Below are 15,939 nucleotides of genomic sequence, written 5' to 3'. Positions count from 1 at the left end.
CAAATTCGATTCGCTAGAAAGGCGGAACAACCAATGAAGAATGTTTTTTTTCCACTATTGATGCTACTGCTGCTGACAGGTTGTTCGACAACAGCCATGAATGACTCGCCTTCAAGCTCTTCCACGGAATCACGTTTTCCCGACAACCCGAATGAGGAATTGGCGTTCGATACGGAGAATTTGGAAGACATTTGGTTTGCAGGCGGCTGCTTCTGGGGCGTTGAAGCGTATATGGCACGCATTTATGGCATTTATGATGTAACTTCCGGCTATGCTGGAGGCACAACTGAAAACCCGACCTATGAAGAAGTATTGACGGGTGAAACCGGTTATGCCGAAACGGTTCACTTACGCTACGACCCCGAGCGCGTAAGCTTGGAAGAACTGCTCGATCGTTATTTCCTCATCATCGACCCGACGCTTGTAGATCAACAAGGTAATGACCGTGGAACGCAGTACCGGACTGCCATATTCTACGACAATCCTGCTGACGTGAGCGCTATTGATGAAGTCATCTCAGAAGAACAGAAGAAATACGAAAAGCCGATTGTCACCGAAGTCGAGCCGCTTAAACATTATTATTTGGCGGAAACATATCACCAGGATTATTTGGAAAAAAATCCGGACGGCTATTGCCACGTGGACTTCAGCAGTCTCGAAGGCCAAGAGATTCCTGTGGCGATCGACCCGCTTGACTACCCGAAACCGGATGAAGCCGAAATCCGGGCCATGCTGACCGATGAGCAATACCGCATCACCCAAGAAGATGGCACCGAGCCCGCTTTCGACAACGAGTATGATGCTTTGTATGAACCAGGCATTTATGTCGATGTAGTAACCGGCGAACCCTTGTTTTCTTCCAAAGACAAATACGACTCCAAAACCGGATGGCCAAGTTTCACTAAGCCGATACATCCCGATGTCGTCACCGAACACGAAGACCGTTCCCTGTTCGGAGTGAGGACGGAAATACGGAGTCGTACAGGTAATAGCCATTTAGGGCATGTCTTTACAGATGGGCCGGAAGATGCTGGCGGTTTGCGCTATTGCATGAACAGCGCGGCACTGCGCTTTGTGCCGGTTGACGAGATGGAAGCTCAAGGCTATGGAGACTTGCTTGATGCCGTAAACTAAAAAATGTAAAAAGCCGTTACCATTGTGATTTGAATGGTGACGGCTTTTTTGGGTTTGGATTTTAAAGGCCTATTGGATTTCGACTTTTTTTGTCAGGCGACGCTCGAGTATGCCTTCCACGATCATAAAATTTTCATAGCATTTTGGGCGGTAATGACCTTTAGCGATGCCTTCGATGGTGAGCCGGCTGACGCCGTATTTACCGCCAAGATATCCGGCAGGAAATTCTTCAATATGATAGAAATACAAGATGCTGTAGATGGTTTCATCGCTGAGTTTGCTCAACTCGTGTGCGGTTGCCATAGCGCTCGCCCTCCTTGTCAGCCTGCTGTATTCGGCTGTTTTTATATTCGCGGTAGCCGTTGATATACCGTTCATAGCTTATAGCCAAACTCCCGCTAGGAGTTATCGCCTCTTTATTTTTCTCCATATAGAACACTTCCTTTCAAGATATCTTTTTCTTACCTCGTTTCGACCAAATACTTTTCAATTTGGTTAAAGCCTTTATAGCAGTTTTTGCGCACATGGCCAGCGAGCAAATCATCCAGTGACTTGCGGCTGATACGGAACTCTTGCATCAATTCATTCGGTCTATAGCCCTTGACTTTGCACAAGTACAGGATCATATAAACGTCTTCGTCATCTAATTTGATCAGGTCACTCCGATTGTCCATTTTGAATTACCGCCTTTCACTTGAGTTTCCTCGGGTTAAGCTATTTGCTCGAAACAACCGAGTGCAGCAAATAGTCTCGCCATGAACACTTTCGTTGATTCATGTGAACGGATCTGTATGCAAAAGCCGTTATCCTGCTGAACAGCTGTCTGCAAATAATCCGTCGGCAATGGTATAGGGTATGCAACAAGCGCCTGGATGAACAATGGGAATTGCTCACTCGTCAACCAAATATCCGCTTGGTTCACAGCTCGTCCTTCTCTATCGTATCCAAGACATCGGATGGTTCTGGCTGTTTTTCCTTGTCCTATATTATGATACGGTCCTTCATTTTTTAATTCTGGCCAGAAATTCGCACGTGATGCACTTTCCTTCATGGCGGTCTCTCCCTTTAATTGTGCGTACAAAAAAACACCGAAAAGACTTCCTTACATGAAAAGGAATTCCTCCCGGCGCTGTACACAGCACTATAGTATGTTACATTCAACCAAGTTCAGCTTTTCGGCTTCATTAAAATTTGCGCAATGCAAATTCATTAATCCTCCGGAAAAAGCTCCTCTATTGGAATTTTTTAGTTAAGCTCGAAAGTGCTGAATTTAATAAGCACATTCAATTTGTATAACGTGATTTGATAGTATAAGCCTACAATATTTCACATTTCCTGTAAACCCTAAAAGCCTGAATATTTAAAATAATATTTTTTTATTATTTATATGTTTATTTTTGATAATTATACAGACCCTTTAACATGCCAATATGCGGGTGATTCATCCACTTCCAATAAAAAAATGCCATGCCCACCCGAAAATTTCCGAGCAGACAAAGCAAGTTTAAATCAATAGATTGAACAATAGCGAATCGTTGTTAATGTCTTTATAAGGGAATCCGTTTTGCTCCATCCGCTGGACAAGGGGTTCATAATCAGTTGGATTTTTCAGCTCGATGCCGACAAGGACTGGGCCGTGTTCCCGGTTATTGCGTTTTGTGTATTCGAAATGGGTGATATCGTCCTGTTCGCCGAGCACATCTTCCATAAACTTACGAAGCGCGCCCGCACGTTGAGGGAACGTCACGATGAAATAATGCTTCAACCCTTCGTATATCAAGGATTTCTCTTTGATTTCCTGCATGCGCTCGATGTCGTTGTTACCGCCACTGACGACGCAGACGACATTTTTACCACGGATCTCATCGCGATAAAAATCAAGAGCTGCGACCGACAAAGCACCGGCTGGTTCAGCGACAATGGCGTTTTCATTGTACAGTTCGAGAATCGTCGTACACACTTTGCCTTCAGGAACCGATACAATATCAGACAGTACTTCCTGGCAGATCGCCATGGACAGATCTCCCACTTGTTTGACGGCTGCCCCGTCAACGAACGTATCGATCGTGTCCAGCCGCGTCACTTGCCCTTCTTTTAATGAAGCTTTCATGCTCGCTGCGCCTTGCGGTTCCACACCGATCAATTTTGTCTGCGGGCTGATGCCCTTTAAATAGGTGCCGACGCCAGAAGCTAAACCCCCACCGCCGATTGCACAGAACATATAATCGACAGGTTCCTGCATATCATTCAGCACTTCAACCGCGACCGTCCCTTGGCCTGCGATTACAGCTGCGTTATTAAATGGGTGAACAAAAGTCTTCTCTTCTGCTGAACAAACGTCCATTGCAGCCGCAAACGCATCGTCAAAACTATCACCCACTAAAACGACGTCCACATACTCACCGCCGAAGCGCTTGACTTGCGATACTTTTTGGCTCGGTGTAGTGAGCGGCATAAAGATTTTGCCTTCGATGCCAAGCGCCTGGCAAGAATATGCCACACCTTGTGCGTGATTGCCGGCACTTGCACAGACGACTCCTTTTGAACGCTCTTCATCAGTCATGCTGCGGATGAAATTATAAGCACCGCGCAACTTAAAAGACCGGACGACTTGCTGGTCTTCCCGCTTCAAATAGACGTTGCATCCGTAACGCGCAGATAAAATCGCATTGCGCTGTAAGGGTGTCCGAATGATGACATCCTTCAACGCCTGATTGGCGATCATAATATCTGCAACTGTCACCTCGTTAGCAACTGTTTCTCTTTCCAGCTCTGTGATGTTCTTTGCCATCCCTTTCACCCTCCCGAATTTGATTATTGCACTACTCTAACACAAAGAAATGCTTTGTTGTGTAAAAATTTAGACAATTGCTTGACTGTTTTTTAATATTCCTCATTTTTTTCATATGTATGCGGTTTCATTGAAATAATGGGGTAAACTGGACATAAAGATTCGCTTTAACAAGCGGAAACCCAACAAACCGTTCAAGCGGAATAAACCTTATTAGGGGAGATGATTTTTTGCAGCACGTCCATCATAAAATGGCTATCGTCACCGGGGGCAATAGCGGCATCGGTTGGGAAGCAGCCAATATGCTCGCAGGCCGGGGATTTTCGATTCTCCTCGCCGTCCGCGACGTGGTCAAAGGCGAAACCGCCAAACGGGAAATTCTCGACTTTCATCCGGAGGCGACAGTTGCGGTATTGAAGCTCGACTTGGCCGATCTCGAGAGTGTCCGCCATTTTGCCGACAATTATAAAAAGCACTTCCATTCACTCGACCTGCTCATCAACAATGCCGGAATTATGATGCCTCCTTATGGCAAGACAAAAGATGGCTTTGAGTTGCAGTTCGGAAGCAACTATCTCGGCCATTTCGCGCTCACCGCCCATCTGTTGCCGCTGCTTGCAAACACAGCGCATTCACGCATCATTACACTTGGCAGCCTGGCCCATAACCGGGGGGCGATCGATTTTGATAATTTGGACGGCTCGAAAGGCTATCGCCCGAAGAAATTCTACAACCAAAGCAAACTGGCCAATATGCTGTTTGCGATGGAACTCGACCGGCGTCTAAAGAGACACGGCATCCAGACGATCAGCGTCGCTTGCCACCCTGGCGTATCGGCGACGAATATATTCAAAATCGGAAAATATGATGCCCCTGTCCTGCTTCGGGATTTCGCAAACCGCTTTCTTCAGCCGCCGGACATGGGCGCACTGGCAACGGTCCATGCCGCGACTGAACCCGGACTTACAGGCGGCGAGTATATTGGCCCTGCCGGCAAAGGACGTCGCAAAGGCTACCCGGCACTCGACACCCCTCATCCTTCTGCTGTAGACGAGGCGATTGCCGAGAAACTTTGGAGTGTATCCGAACAATTGACGGGCGTCCGCTTCGACTTTGAAGCAGCAAGAAATCCAGGAGTTTCTACCGGCGAATGATATGCACGATAATTCTGAAATCTTTTTTTGATGAAAAATCCGATTATTGGTACACTTAGCAGGGAACAGCATTAATGAAGTCAAAATTTCTTATTCTAAGGAGCTGAGACGATGAATACCAAACAGTTTGAGGTAGTCAAAAACGGCAAAGGCTTTATCGCTGCACTGGACCAAAGCGGCGGCAGCACGCCGAAAGCATTAAAGCTTTACGGCGTTAACGAAGATGCTTATTCGAATGAAGACGAAATGTACGACTTGATCCACGAAATGAGAACGCGCGTCATGACCGCACCGGCATTTACGTCGGATTATGTCATTGGCGCCATCCTATTTGAACAAACAATGGACCGCCAAGTCGAAGGCAAGTACACGAGTGATTATTTATGGGATGTAAAAGGCGTCGTGCCGTTCCTGAAAATCGACAAAGGCTTGGCTGATGAACAAAACGGCGTCCAATTGATGAAGCCGAACCCGAATTTAGGCGAGTTGTTGAAACGGGCAGTCGAGCGCAATGTATTCGGAACGAAAATGCGTTCACTGATTAAAGAACCGAACGCAGAAGGCATCAAGCAAGTCGTCGACCAGCAATTTGAAGTCGGGAAAGAAATCATTGCAGCCGGCCTCGTGCCGATCATCGAACCGGAAGTGGATATCCATAGCAGCGACAAAGAACGCATCGAGAGCATGCTGAACGACGAAATCCTCAGCCATCTCGATAAGCTTGGAGAAGACGAGCATGTCATGTTGAAGCTGACGATTCCAACACAGGCAAACTTCTACAAAGAATTGATTGACCACCCGAAAGTGGTGCGGGTCGTAGCATTGTCCGGCGGTTATCCGCGCGAAGAAGCGAACCAGAAGTTGGCGGAGAACACAGGCTTGCTTGCAAGTTTCTCACGTGCCTTGTCCGAAGGCTTGAGTGCCGATCAGTCGGAAGAAGAATTCAACACTTCACTCGAAAAGGCAATCAAAGAAATTTACGAAGCTTCCATTACATGATATAAAAAAGCGCTTCCTTTGAGGGGCGCTTTTTTCTTATGGGTTGAGCGAAGACTTTTGATTTTGTGGAAATGTATTTGGTGGAGATTGCGCTCCAAGGGGCACGCTTGCCGAGGGGCGGGTGTTGAGCCAATGTGCTGCAAAGAGCGCAGCAAATTTGTCTCGCCAGCCCGCGCGGTCCCTCAGGCGTCGGCCCCTTTCCGCTCCATCTCTAGTTTTAGAGATGAAATATAATTCATCACATAATGAAATAAGTCTGAATAGTTTTGTTCAGCCTTGTAAATTCAAGTTGAATAGTCGCAAAGTATTTCTGCAATTATCAAGTCCAGCTAAGCGTCACCACCAGCGGATGAACACGAGAAAAAGAGATACTTCATCACTCAAAAAAATCAGCGGAATGTAAAAGCCGAACCGCGCATACAGGCGAGCCGATGCCATAAGACAAGCGTTCTTTTTGGCTTATGGCAAGAGGCCTGCCCCAAGCGGGAGGCGGCTCTTCGCAGATGAAACAAACAAAAGTTTCCACACCTCACTCTCAAGTCTATCTAAGCGTTCCAACCAGCGGATGCTCACGAAAACTAGAGATGCATCATCACTCACAAAATTCAGTGGAATGTAAAAGGCGAACCGCGCTCACGGGCGAGCCGATGCCATAAGACAAGTGCCCTTTTTGGCTTATGGCAAGAGGCCTGCCCCAAGCGGGAGGCGGCTGCTTTGTGATGAACAGTTCGACACACCATCCATCTCACTTACAAGTTTAACTAAGCATTATCCACCAGCGGATGCATACGAGCAAAATAGATACTTCATCACTCATAAAATTCAGCGGAATGTAAAAGCCGAACCGCGCATACGGGCTAGCCGATGCCATAAGACAAGTGCCCTTTTTGGCTTATGGCAAGAGGCCTGCCCCAAGCGGGAGGCGGCTGCTTTGTGTTGAAACAGATCGATAAACCATCCATCTCACTCTCGAGTCCAGCTATCCCAGTTTCCAACATCAAACTAACAAAAGGAGTGTTTACATGTGGTATTTCCTAGTTCCAATCGGTTTTGTAGTAGGGCTTGGGTTAGCGATTGACCGCAAACGACGGGCTTCTATGTACCATGAAAAGCCTACGCATCCGGATGCTAAACCTGGCGACAGCTCGAATTATACGATGGGCGACAACCGCTATACGAGCGGCGGCGAGTAAAACGCAAAAGCCGCAGCACCCTTGAGTCGGGATGCTGCGGCTTTTCGTTATGGACGGTAATTGAGCGTGATGCCTTTTAACAGGTTGCGCATCAGCTGATCGCCCAGCTCTTTGTAGTTTTTATGGCCTTCTTTACGGAGAAATGCCCCAAGTTCGCCTTTAGACACATTAATGCCGGCTTTTTTCCATAAGTCGAGCAAGTCATCACTTGTCAGTTCGAGTGCGATGCGCAATTTTTTCAACACCAAATTGTTGATGTGTTCGCCTGTAACTTCCGGCGGGCCGGAAACACCCGGCTTTGGTCCGCGGTTAAACGTGATCAAACCATTCAAAAAACGCTCTAATTGGTCATTCCTCAGCGGAATGTTTGGCTCATGCGGTTCTTCAGCGTCAGCGTCTGGTGTTTTCGTCAAGATCAACGGCACGTCGACCGCTTTCACCTGCTCCCCGCCGAGTGTGAAGATTTCTTTTACGTCGCTATTTTTCAAGTCCAGTGCGTAGCGCAACCGGATTAAAATATCGTTATTGTCCATGTCAAATCCTCCTGGGGTGTTCAATTCGGGTTCTGTTCCATCATAACACAGGAAAATGGCGCCCCGCAGGTGGGGACGCCATTTTTCAGCGTTCGGTGAATGTATAGCGGAACCACGTGTATTCGCTAATGTGCAGCTCTCGAAGCTGGTACTTTAAAATCTTGCCGGAAGCATTACGCGGCAATTCGTCCGCAAACCTGAACTTTTTCGGCGCTTTGTGCTGAGGCAAATGCTCCATCAAGTATTCAGACAGTGCGGCTTCATCAATCGGCGTCCCTTCTTTCGGCACGATGACCACTCCGACGATTTCCCCCCACTCTTCTTCAGGTATGCCGACTGTTGCCACTTCCTGGACTTGCGGGTGGCGGTTCAATACTTGTTCGATTTCAATGGAATAAATATTATTGCCTGCTGAAATGATGCGATCGGATTTCCGGTCGACGAGCGTAATATAACCGTCCTCATCGACCGTCGCCAAGTCTCCGGTTAATAGCCAGCCATCGCGGAACGCTTCTGCGGTTTCGTCCGGCATATTGTAATACGATTTCATAATCGTCTCGCCGCGCATGACAAATTCTCCAACTTGCCCCGGTGCAACGTCGTTCATTGCCTCATCCACGACACGGACATGGGTCATGTACATTGACTTTCCGCCGGAGCCTTCCTTGTCGGCATGTTCGCTTGGCAGTAAATAGACTCCGCCCGGGCCGCCTTCCGTCAGAAAGCATAGATTGTAAAATTGACCGTGACCAAAAAACTCCATTGCCCTTGCCGTGAGCCCGGGAGGCATCGGTTCTGTGCCATACATGCATTTGCGAATAGAACCGAGTTCATGGCTTCCGCTGTCCGGTGCTTCAAGAAGCGCGTGGTACATATCCGGCATTCCAAAAAACACGGTGCAGCCGTCGCGTTCGATTGCTTCGAGCACTTGTGTCGTGCTGAATTCGCGCAAAATCGTTTGCGGCACGCCGAGCATGACGCCTGTCACGAGAAATAAATTAAGTTGGGATGGATGGAAAAACGGTGCAGCATGAAGCAAAAGGTCATCATGGTTAACACCGGTTCCAAGAATAAACGATGTGCTGACATTGACGATGCGTTCATGGTCAAACAAAGCTCCTTTAGGCGGGCCGGTCGTTCCTGACGTATAGAGGATTTCTGCATCATCTGTCGGTGAGATTTCCACTTCAGGCTCTGAATGATTGTCTTCAAGCATTTCACTCCAATGAAGATGAGCCTCTTCGGTTGCCTGTGGGTAAACGATCACTTGATGAAGCAAATCGTCCAATTCTTTTGCTTGTGATACGAGTGTTTCGAATTCACTGTCGCAAAATACATAGACCGCATCCGATTGGCCGAACAGGTATCCCGCTTCTTCGGCATTCAACCGGTAATTGATCGGCACGACCACCCCACCCGCTTTTAATACCGCAAAAAAGGCGATGACGTAAGCGTCCGAATTTTTCATGAACAAGGCGACTTTCTGTCCTTTTGCAAGCCCTTCCCTCACCAAGCCATTCGCTAACCGGTTAACTTCTGTGTTCAATTCCCGGTACGTGTAAGAGCTTCCTTCGAATACTAGTGCCGGCAGATCTGGCTGGCGTGTCGCATTCATTGTCAAAGACGTCGTAATATTCATCTGTAATCCCTCCTTAAATTGCTCATGAATCTCCCCTTCTAGCTGGCGGTAGTCATTTGATTTTATAATATTCTGAAAATATAGTCAATATACCAGTAAATGGAAAAATAAAAATCGTTAGTGATGGGGAATAATTGAGTCTTTTCAAAAACTCTTTAAACTAGAAATGTTATACATTTTTATCAATAAAAAAAGACCCTTTTCAGAGCCTATGTCTTCTTTCTTAATTTACGATTAAATAGATGATATATAACGGAATCAGCACCATCGCCATATATTTGGCCAAAATAAGCGAACTGGTTCCGAGGCATCTCAATTTCGACGTTAGCGCTTCTCGAAATTCACTTGAGAATCCTTGCATTACAACGTCCTCCTTCAGGGTATAGTGCTAGTATAGGGCAGCAAGACGGAAGGATAACAGCAGAAAGCACTCTATTCTGTAACTTTTTTCCGCCTCTTGCGGTCTACTGTATAGAAGAACAAAGGGGGAGATTCGGATGATGAAAAAGACGGCGCTTGGCTGGCTGCTTTTATTACTGGCTGCACTGGTGCTCGCCGGATGCGGCACAAGCAGCGATGACTTGCCGGAAGATCCCGATAACGACAACGATTCTGGGGGTGAGCAAATCGAAGGTGAAATCACATCTACATTAGAAGATATCGGCGACGGCACATATCGTTATGTCGTGAAAAACGATACCGATGAAGCCGTCACATTCAATTTCACGAGTGGACAGCGCTATGATTTTACATTGACTGATGAACAAGGGAATGAATCGTTCCGCATGTCATCAGTCAGCATGTATACGCAAGCGCTCGGTGAAGAAACCATTCGCCAAGGCGAAGAGCTTCAATACGATTTTCAAATTCCTGAAGCAAACCTCAGTGCCGGTACCTATACGCTCGAAGTTTGGCTAACGCCGACACAAGGAGAAAACTACCCTGCACAAACCGAGCATACGATCGAATAGCAACACCCGAACCGGCAAAGCTGGTTCGGGTGTTTTTCCTATGGCTATCAATTCATCCGATTTACCGGCACCTTTTCCGCCAGCAAGCTGATCAGCGCCTCCAAGTCTGTTACTGCATGCTTCGGCACGATCAACGCCGACATCGCGCCATTGTATAGATAGACATTGCGCTCGTCCTGTTCGCACTTTTCGATGCCCGACCAGCGGACATGGGCTTCCCCGTTTTGCGTCACTTCCCGTACCCCTTCCGCATCAATGAAGAGCTCACGCGGCCCAAGCAAACCTTCATTTCTGCCTTCATTGACCATCTTGCGGCTCATCCGCTTAATGTTCCAATAGAAATAAGCCGGGAATGCTAGTATCCATAGCACTGCGAAAAGCACAAACGGAATCATCAATGCCCACCACGACAAATCAAAAATAGGTGCCATAATGAACGGCAACACCAAATAAACAATTGGCACAACAAAACGTTGGTTGATGAGCGAACGCTGAACGGCTGTCGAATGCTTGGCGTGGTAAAGATTGAAATCGACAAACTGCTGCTCGGTCAATTCGTATGAAAACTTCTGCATGGCACAGCTCCTTTGGCATGAGGACATAATCATTGCCATTTTCTTCTATTATAGCGATAGTGCGTTACGGAATATATTATATTTTTTTGATACGATAGCATTAGCTAAGCAGCAAGTTGAAAGGAGCGTTCTCTTGGAACTGACACCGATTCCCGATCATTTAAAACCGAATCTCGACATCCTCTTCGTCGGCTTTAATCCGAGCATTCGCTCAAGCGAAACCGGCTATCATTACGCTAACCCGAACAACCGCTTCTGGAAAATCCTTTTCGAAGCTGGATTGACTCCGAGAAAGTATGTGCCTGAGGAAAACCATGAATTACTTGAACTCGGCTATGGCTTAACGAACATCGTCGCCCGCCCGACAAAAGCCGCGGCCGATATTGCAAAAGACGAGTATAAAGAAGGCGCCGCACTGTTAAAACAAAAAATCGAGCAGTACCAGCCAAAAGCCGTATGCTTTGTCGGAAAAGGCGTGTATTTGCAGTTCAGCGGCAAAAAATCCACCCATTGGGGCAAACAGCCGGATTCGGTAATTCCCGGCGTCATCGAATTTGTCGCCCCTTCTTCGAGCGGGCTCGTGCGCATGAAGCAAGCCGAAATCGTGGAAATTTACGAAGGGCTTCACCACTTGCTCCACGAATAATACTTTATCATTTGCCTTGTGAGGGGAATTAATATGTTCTGGAAATGCAATCGCAACAAACGCACGGACTCCGACACTGCATATCTCGCTGTGCACGGATACGAAAAAACTGAAGAGTTGAAACAAACAATTACCCAATTGGAAAAGCTTGCCGAAACAAACGGTGCACTATTATGCAAGAAATACCAAAAAACTTTTGAATCACAAGGAAAATCCAATCTTCAGATATGGGTCGCACGAGACATCGATGGTACTGAATCTGCTCAGTTAACCTCCAGCGACTCTTTTGAGGATGAATACCGCTCACAGTTGGCTATTGACTTTGAAGGGGAAAAATTTGATGATGATTTTTATGCCTATTCCATCACACTTTGGTATTCCTCACGAGGAACGGGCACTTTGTATGATATATCCACGAACGATTTATCTGCGGATATCGAAAAAGCTTTACTGAGAAATCTTTATTGACGCGCTGCACTTGCAGATAGCTTCAGTTTAATCCATTGCTCAATGCTCATCCAACCGCTCGCGCGCCATGCGATGGTTAAATTCCACGAATCTAAAGACCGCAAAGCGGCAATCGCGCAATAACTCCCTCCCCTGTTCACACCGATTATCCGAGCCGATTGCGGGTAAACAAAGTGTAGCAACAATGATCATAAGGAGGAGATTGGAAATGGCAAAAACAGCAATCATTACAGGAGGCGGCAGCGGGCTCGGTCAGTCAGCGGCACTGCGTCTGGCACAAGAAGGCATCAACATCGCCGTCGTGGATATTAGTGAAAAAGGCGGCAACGATACGGTCGAGAAAGTAAAAGAACTGGGGCCCGACGCCATCTTCATCAAAGCAGACGTTTCCAATGCAGATGAAGTGAAAAACTACGTCGATAAAACGGTCGAACATTTCGGATCGATCGATTATTTCTTCAACAACGCCGGCATTTCCGGAAGCGGCAAACAGTTCCTTGACACGGATATAGAGGAAATCGAGCAGATTGTCGGCATCAATATGCTCGGTGCATTGTACGGTCTTCGCTACGTCGCCGAAGTGATGGTGAAAAACGGCGGTGGTTCGATTGTTAATACGGCATCAAGTGCAGGCGTCATCGGCCAGGAAACGGTCGTCACCTATTCTGCGACCAAGCACAGCATCGTCGGCATGACGAAATCACTCGTCGCCGAATACGCCAAAGACGGCTTGCGCGTCAACGCTGTCGCGCCAGGACCAACAGAAACACCGATGGTCAAAGCCTATTTTGACGCCAATCCGAAAATGAAACAAAGTGCAGAAGAAGGCATTCCGCAAAAACGCCTCGGTACAGCTGACGAAGTCGCAGAACTCGTAGCGTTCCTGCTGACGTCAAAAGCACAATACATCAATGGAGATGTCATACGCATCGACGGCGGATTTACCAGCACGAAGTAATAGAAAAAGGTTCCAGGGATATGCTCCCTGGAACCTTTTCTTATCGAGAACGGTAAGAAGTCGTATTTTCCGAAGCTTATCGCACGACTCCGTGGGCTCGCGCCCAAGCCTCCTCATCCGCTATCGAAAACCCGCTTGCTCCCACATCTGCCAGCAGATGCGTGGCAAATGAATGCGCTCAGCGAAGCTTCGCACATTCATTGCTTGCGGTGTCTCGGTCGTCTCGCTGATCCACTGGAGTCGAGCAAACGCTTCTCCAAATACTTAGAAAGAACTTTGATTTTTGAATATAGAATTAAGTAACCATTCTATCAATTCATTCCGAATAACAAACTTCTTCAACACCCTAAGGTTCCAAGGGAGAACTGCCCCGGAACCTTTTCTTATGCGCCGATTCCTGCACCGCCGCACACTTTCAATACTTCACCTGTGACATAGCTTGCTGCGGGTGATGCCAAGTAAGCGACCGCTTCGCCAATATCTTCCGGCTGGCCCGGGCGTTTGATCGATTGAAGCTCAAGCGGATAGTTGACGCCTTTCGTGATGGCAGTCTCCACCGGACCTGGAGCGACGCTATTGACCGTGATGCCGAACTCCCCGACTTCTTTTGCCACCCATTTCGTGAAGGCGATGATGCCGCCTTTTGACGCAGCATAGGCAGGACCCGAGCGTCCTTGGCGTTCGCCGTCTTCCCCGAAGGAAATGGCACCGCCCATCATGCCGGAAATCGAGCTGATGTTGATGATGCGCCCGCTCCCTTGGTTGACCATATGCGGATAGATAGCCGCTTGCGTGAACAGGAAGGTGCCGCGCAAGTTCGTCTCGAGGTCGCGGCTCCAATCGTCATCGGTCATATCTTTCAGGCTCAGGCGCGACACCGTGCCGGCATTATTGACCACAATGTCGATGCGCCCGAATTCCTCTACCGTTTTGCTGATGGCTTGTTCGACTTGCTGGCGGTCGCGCACATCGACCTGCAGCGCCAATACGCGGATGCCTGGAAACTCAGTTTCGAGCTCATGCTTCGCCTCGCTGCAATCCAAAATATCCGTCAAAACGATCGAAGCCCCCCGTTTCGCGAGTGACTTCGCGCAGGCAAAGCCAATGCCGCGTGCGCTTCCTGTAATGAGTGCTACTTGATTTTTCAATGCATCCTCCATTAATCCTTCTCCCCTTCTATTCGTGCAGTTTCTTCAATTCGATTTCCTTTAATTTATGCTTTTGGATTTTGCCGACAGACGTGCGTGGGAAATCTTCTACAAATTCAACGGCAGACGGCACTTTGAACTTCGCCAGCTGGCTTTTGCAGTAGTCGATCACTTCCTGTTCTGTCGCCGTTTGCCCTTGCTTCAGGATGACGAATGCTTTCAATGCTTCGTCATGCATCGCATCCGGGATCCCGATGACGATTGCTTCATAGACGGCCGGATGCTCCATGATGACATTTTCCACTTCGCTCGCCGCGACATTCTCGCCGGCGCGTTTAATCATATCCTTTTGGCGGTCGACGAAATAATAGAACCCGTCCTCCGATTTGCGTGCTTTATCTCCTGTGTGAAGCCAGCCGTTTTGTAATGTCTGATTGGTCGCTTCCGGATTATTGAAATAGCCCTTCATGATCGTCTTCCCGGGAATGCCTTCAAGCAAGATCTCCCCCGGTTCCCCTTCAGGCACTTCGTTGCCTTCTTCATCGATCAGCTTGATGTTCGAGTCTCCAATCGGTTTGCCGACGCTCGTATTGTCCTTGTCGCCTTCGAACGGGTTCATGAGCGGCGGTGCAATCGTTTCGGTCATGCCATAGATTTGGTAAAGTGATGTGCTGTAACGTTGTTCAAAGGTTTTCAATTCCTCAGGCGTTACCGATTGGGCGAAAATAACAGCGCGCAGCTTATTATTGCGCTCAGCTTCATCGTATTTCTGTGCCAAAATCATGCGGATAGGAGCCGCAAACAGCGAACCGATCGTGGCACCCAAACGCTGCACTTGCCGACCGTATTGGCTCGCGCTGAAACGTTCGGTGATGGCGACGCTGCTGCCGGCGATCAAACTCGGCATGATCAAATAATATTGGCCGTTGCCGTGGAACATCGGCAGCACGACGAGTGCTCGGTCTTGTTCTGTTAAGCCCATATGTTTAGCTACAGCTTGCCCGGTATACAGATAATTGGCATTCGTAATGAGACAGCCTTTCGGTTTGGACGTCGTGCCGGATGTATACAATATTGCAGCAATGTCTTCGGCTTCAACTTTCACATTCGGTACATCGCCTGAGAACCGTTCGATCAAATTGGTAACGCTTTCAAATTCACCCGCATCGCTTGTCCGCGTCAATAAAATGTCCTTCAGCTTCGGCAAATTACTGCGTATGGCTTTGAACTTCTCGGTATACTCCGTTTCCGTGATGAGCATGACCGATTCGGAATGGCCGATCAAATACTCCATCTCGGCCCCGGTCGACAAAATATTCGTCGGCACCATAATCGCTCCGAGCTTAGCGAGCGCAAACCAGCAGACGACAAATTCCGCTGAATTCGGCAAATGCAGCGTCACCTTATCGCCTTTGCCGATGCCTCGTTCAGCTAATACACCGCTGAAACGTTCTACACGATCTAAAAATTCACCATAGCTGTATTCAGTCACTTGCTTGTCGTTATCTTCAAAAATGAGAAACGGCTTGTTGCTGCTCTGTTGGCAACGTTGTTCAAGTACGTCCAGCAACGTTGTAGTGTCGGTAACTTTCATAACCATCCTCCTTAGCTCTAGCATTTTCATAGACCGCAGTCTATAATCTATAGACTAAAGTCTAGTCAATCCTTTATCACTTTGTCAATTGTTTTCAAATAATTCAGTCGAATTCTAATCACTCCCAGATGGCTTG

The 15,939-nt window shown here is 47.8% G+C and carries 17 protein-coding genes; 8 read left to right on the top strand and 9 right to left on the bottom strand.

Going from position 1 to position 15,939, the window contains the following annotated elements; translation table 11 throughout:
• Nucleotides 1-33: 33 nt before the first annotated feature.
• The gene (gene msrB / locus ACFO5U_RS15915) at nucleotides 34-1,134 is read left to right on the top strand and encodes a peptide-methionine (R)-S-oxide reductase MsrB (protein ID WP_377280065.1); all 1,101 of its coding nucleotides are present in this window, start codon (nucleotides 34-36) and stop codon (nucleotides 1,132-1,134) included.
• A 69-nt stretch (nucleotides 1,135-1,203) separates the two neighbouring features.
• Here the strand turns inward: msrB and ACFO5U_RS15910 are convergent, their stop codons facing one another.
• The 4 genes from ACFO5U_RS15910 to ilvA all read right to left on the bottom strand — a co-directional run bounded on the left by ACFO5U_RS15910 (nucleotide 1,204) and on the right by ilvA (nucleotide 3,925).
• Nucleotides 1,204-1,437 (bottom strand): hypothetical protein, encoded by a 234-nt coding sequence (locus tag ACFO5U_RS15910; RefSeq protein ID WP_377280064.1) that lies wholly within the window; start codon nucleotides 1,435-1,437, stop codon nucleotides 1,204-1,206.
• 158 nt (nucleotides 1,438-1,595) lie between these two features.
• Nucleotides 1,596-1,808 (bottom strand): hypothetical protein, encoded by a 213-nt coding sequence (locus ACFO5U_RS15905; RefSeq protein ID WP_377280063.1) that lies wholly within the window; start codon nucleotides 1,806-1,808, stop codon nucleotides 1,596-1,598.
• A 35-nt stretch (nucleotides 1,809-1,843) separates the two neighbouring features.
• On the bottom strand, nucleotides 1,844-2,056 hold the full coding sequence (locus tag ACFO5U_RS15900; RefSeq protein WP_377280062.1) for a hypothetical protein: 213 nt from the start codon (nucleotides 2,054-2,056) through the stop codon (nucleotides 1,844-1,846).
• Nucleotides 2,057-2,638: 582 nt separating this feature from the next.
• On the bottom strand, nucleotides 2,639-3,925 hold the full coding sequence (gene ilvA, locus ACFO5U_RS15895; RefSeq protein WP_377280061.1) for a threonine ammonia-lyase IlvA: 1,287 nt from the start codon (nucleotides 3,923-3,925) through the stop codon (nucleotides 2,639-2,641).
• Nucleotides 3,926-4,176: 251 nt separating this feature from the next.
• On the opposite strand from ilvA, the gene ACFO5U_RS15890 reads away from it, so the two are divergent.
• From ACFO5U_RS15890 to ACFO5U_RS15880, 3 genes are all read left to right on the top strand, one after another.
• Complete coding sequence (locus ACFO5U_RS15890) at nucleotides 4,177-5,079, top strand: oxidoreductase (RefSeq protein WP_377280154.1); 903 nt, start codon at nucleotides 4,177-4,179, stop codon at nucleotides 5,077-5,079.
• A gap of 111 nt (nucleotides 5,080-5,190) precedes the next feature.
• Nucleotides 5,191-6,078, top strand: coding sequence for a fructose bisphosphate aldolase (locus ACFO5U_RS15885; RefSeq protein WP_377280060.1), 888 nt, complete (start codon nucleotides 5,191-5,193; stop codon nucleotides 6,076-6,078).
• 1,022 nt (nucleotides 6,079-7,100) lie between these two features.
• Nucleotides 7,101-7,271, top strand: a complete 171-nt coding sequence (locus tag ACFO5U_RS15880; RefSeq protein ID WP_377280059.1) for a hypothetical protein — start codon at nucleotides 7,101-7,103, stop codon at nucleotides 7,269-7,271.
• Nucleotides 7,272-7,318: 47 nt separating this feature from the next.
• Here the strand turns inward: ACFO5U_RS15880 and ACFO5U_RS15875 are convergent, their stop codons facing one another.
• Both ACFO5U_RS15875 and ACFO5U_RS15870 read right to left on the bottom strand, forming a co-directional pair.
• Nucleotides 7,319-7,804 carry a YehS family protein gene (locus ACFO5U_RS15875; RefSeq protein ID WP_377280058.1) on the bottom strand — a complete coding sequence of 162 codons (486 nt, stop codon included), beginning with the start codon at nucleotides 7,802-7,804 and terminating at the stop codon, nucleotides 7,319-7,321.
• 85 nt (nucleotides 7,805-7,889) lie between these two features.
• Entirely contained in the window at nucleotides 7,890-9,443 is a 1,554-nt protein-coding gene (locus tag ACFO5U_RS15870) for a class I adenylate-forming enzyme family protein (RefSeq protein WP_377280057.1), read from the bottom strand.
• 497 nt (nucleotides 9,444-9,940) lie between these two features.
• On the opposite strand from ACFO5U_RS15870, the gene ACFO5U_RS15865 reads away from it, so the two are divergent.
• Nucleotides 9,941-10,414: a BsuPI-related putative proteinase inhibitor gene (locus ACFO5U_RS15865; RefSeq protein WP_377280056.1), complete on the top strand. Its 474-nt coding sequence runs from the start codon at nucleotides 9,941-9,943 to the stop codon at nucleotides 10,412-10,414.
• A gap of 47 nt (nucleotides 10,415-10,461) precedes the next feature.
• Here ACFO5U_RS15865 and ACFO5U_RS15860 read toward each other — a convergent pair whose 3' ends face one another.
• On the bottom strand, nucleotides 10,462-10,989 hold the full coding sequence (locus ACFO5U_RS15860) for a YcxB family protein (RefSeq protein WP_377280055.1): 528 nt from the start codon (nucleotides 10,987-10,989) through the stop codon (nucleotides 10,462-10,464).
• Nucleotides 10,990-11,128: 139 nt separating this feature from the next.
• On the opposite strand from ACFO5U_RS15860, the gene mug reads away from it, so the two are divergent.
• From mug to ACFO5U_RS15845, 3 genes are all read left to right on the top strand, one after another.
• Nucleotides 11,129-11,635, top strand: coding sequence for a G/U mismatch-specific DNA glycosylase (gene mug / locus ACFO5U_RS15855; RefSeq protein WP_377280153.1), 507 nt, complete (start codon nucleotides 11,129-11,131; stop codon nucleotides 11,633-11,635).
• 33 nt (nucleotides 11,636-11,668) lie between these two features.
• Complete coding sequence (locus ACFO5U_RS15850; protein ID WP_377280054.1) at nucleotides 11,669-12,103, top strand: hypothetical protein; 435 nt, start codon at nucleotides 11,669-11,671, stop codon at nucleotides 12,101-12,103.
• Nucleotides 12,104-12,311: 208 nt separating this feature from the next.
• Nucleotides 12,312-13,061, top strand: coding sequence for an SDR family NAD(P)-dependent oxidoreductase (locus tag ACFO5U_RS15845; RefSeq protein WP_377280053.1), 750 nt, complete (start codon nucleotides 12,312-12,314; stop codon nucleotides 13,059-13,061).
• Between the two features lie 383 nt (nucleotides 13,062-13,444).
• Here the strand turns inward: ACFO5U_RS15845 and ACFO5U_RS15840 are convergent, their stop codons facing one another.
• On the bottom strand, nucleotides 13,445-14,209 hold the full coding sequence (locus ACFO5U_RS15840) for an SDR family NAD(P)-dependent oxidoreductase (RefSeq protein WP_377280052.1): 765 nt from the start codon (nucleotides 14,207-14,209) through the stop codon (nucleotides 13,445-13,447).
• Nucleotides 14,210-14,237: 28 nt separating this feature from the next.
• Complete coding sequence (locus tag ACFO5U_RS15835; RefSeq protein WP_377280051.1) at nucleotides 14,238-15,803, bottom strand: AMP-binding protein; 1,566 nt, start codon at nucleotides 15,801-15,803, stop codon at nucleotides 14,238-14,240.
• Between the last annotated feature and the right edge of the window lie 136 nt (nucleotides 15,804-15,939).

The sequence above is a fragment of the Planococcus dechangensis genome, from assembly GCF_042654465.1.
Taxonomy (GTDB): Bacteria; Bacillota; Bacilli; order Bacillales_A; family Planococcaceae; genus Planococcus; species Planococcus dechangensis.
The sequence above is the reverse complement of the archived record's forward strand: the minus strand, read 5'-3'. Positions and strand labels throughout refer to the sequence as shown.

Bases quoted from the DNA above. Each gene is read 5' to 3' on its own strand.
- msrB (WP_377280065.1), top strand. From the start codon at position 34: ATGAAGAATGTTTTTTTTCCACTATTGATGCTACTGCTGCTGACAGGT.
- ACFO5U_RS15910 (WP_377280064.1), bottom strand. From the start codon at position 1,437: ATGGCAACCGCACACGAGTTGAGCAAACTCAGCGATGAAACCATCTAC.
- ACFO5U_RS15905 (WP_377280063.1), bottom strand. From the start codon at position 1,808: ATGGACAATCGGAGTGACCTGATCAAATTAGATGACGAAGACGTTTAT.
- ilvA (WP_377280061.1), bottom strand. From the start codon at position 3,925: ATGGCAAAGAACATCACAGAGCTGGAAAGAGAAACAGTTGCTAACGAG.
- ACFO5U_RS15890 (WP_377280154.1), top strand. From the start codon at position 4,177: ATGGCTATCGTCACCGGGGGCAATAGCGGCATCGGTTGGGAAGCAGCC.
- ACFO5U_RS15885 (WP_377280060.1), top strand. From the start codon at position 5,191: ATGAATACCAAACAGTTTGAGGTAGTCAAAAACGGCAAAGGCTTTATC.
- ACFO5U_RS15880 (WP_377280059.1), top strand. From the start codon at position 7,101: ATGTGGTATTTCCTAGTTCCAATCGGTTTTGTAGTAGGGCTTGGGTTA.
- ACFO5U_RS15875 (WP_377280058.1), bottom strand. From the start codon at position 7,804: ATGGACAATAACGATATTTTAATCCGGTTGCGCTACGCACTGGACTTG.
- ACFO5U_RS15870 (WP_377280057.1), bottom strand. From the start codon at position 9,443: ATGAATATTACGACGTCTTTGACAATGAATGCGACACGCCAGCCAGAT.
- ACFO5U_RS15865 (WP_377280056.1), top strand. From the start codon at position 9,941: ATGATGAAAAAGACGGCGCTTGGCTGGCTGCTTTTATTACTGGCTGCA.
- ACFO5U_RS15860 (WP_377280055.1), bottom strand. From the start codon at position 10,989: ATGCAGAAGTTTTCATACGAATTGACCGAGCAGCAGTTTGTCGATTTC.
- ACFO5U_RS15850 (WP_377280054.1), top strand. From the start codon at position 11,669: ATGTTCTGGAAATGCAATCGCAACAAACGCACGGACTCCGACACTGCA.
- ACFO5U_RS15845 (WP_377280053.1), top strand. From the start codon at position 12,312: ATGGCAAAAACAGCAATCATTACAGGAGGCGGCAGCGGGCTCGGTCAG.
- ACFO5U_RS15835 (WP_377280051.1), bottom strand. From the start codon at position 15,803: ATGAAAGTTACCGACACTACAACGTTGCTGGACGTACTTGAACAACGT.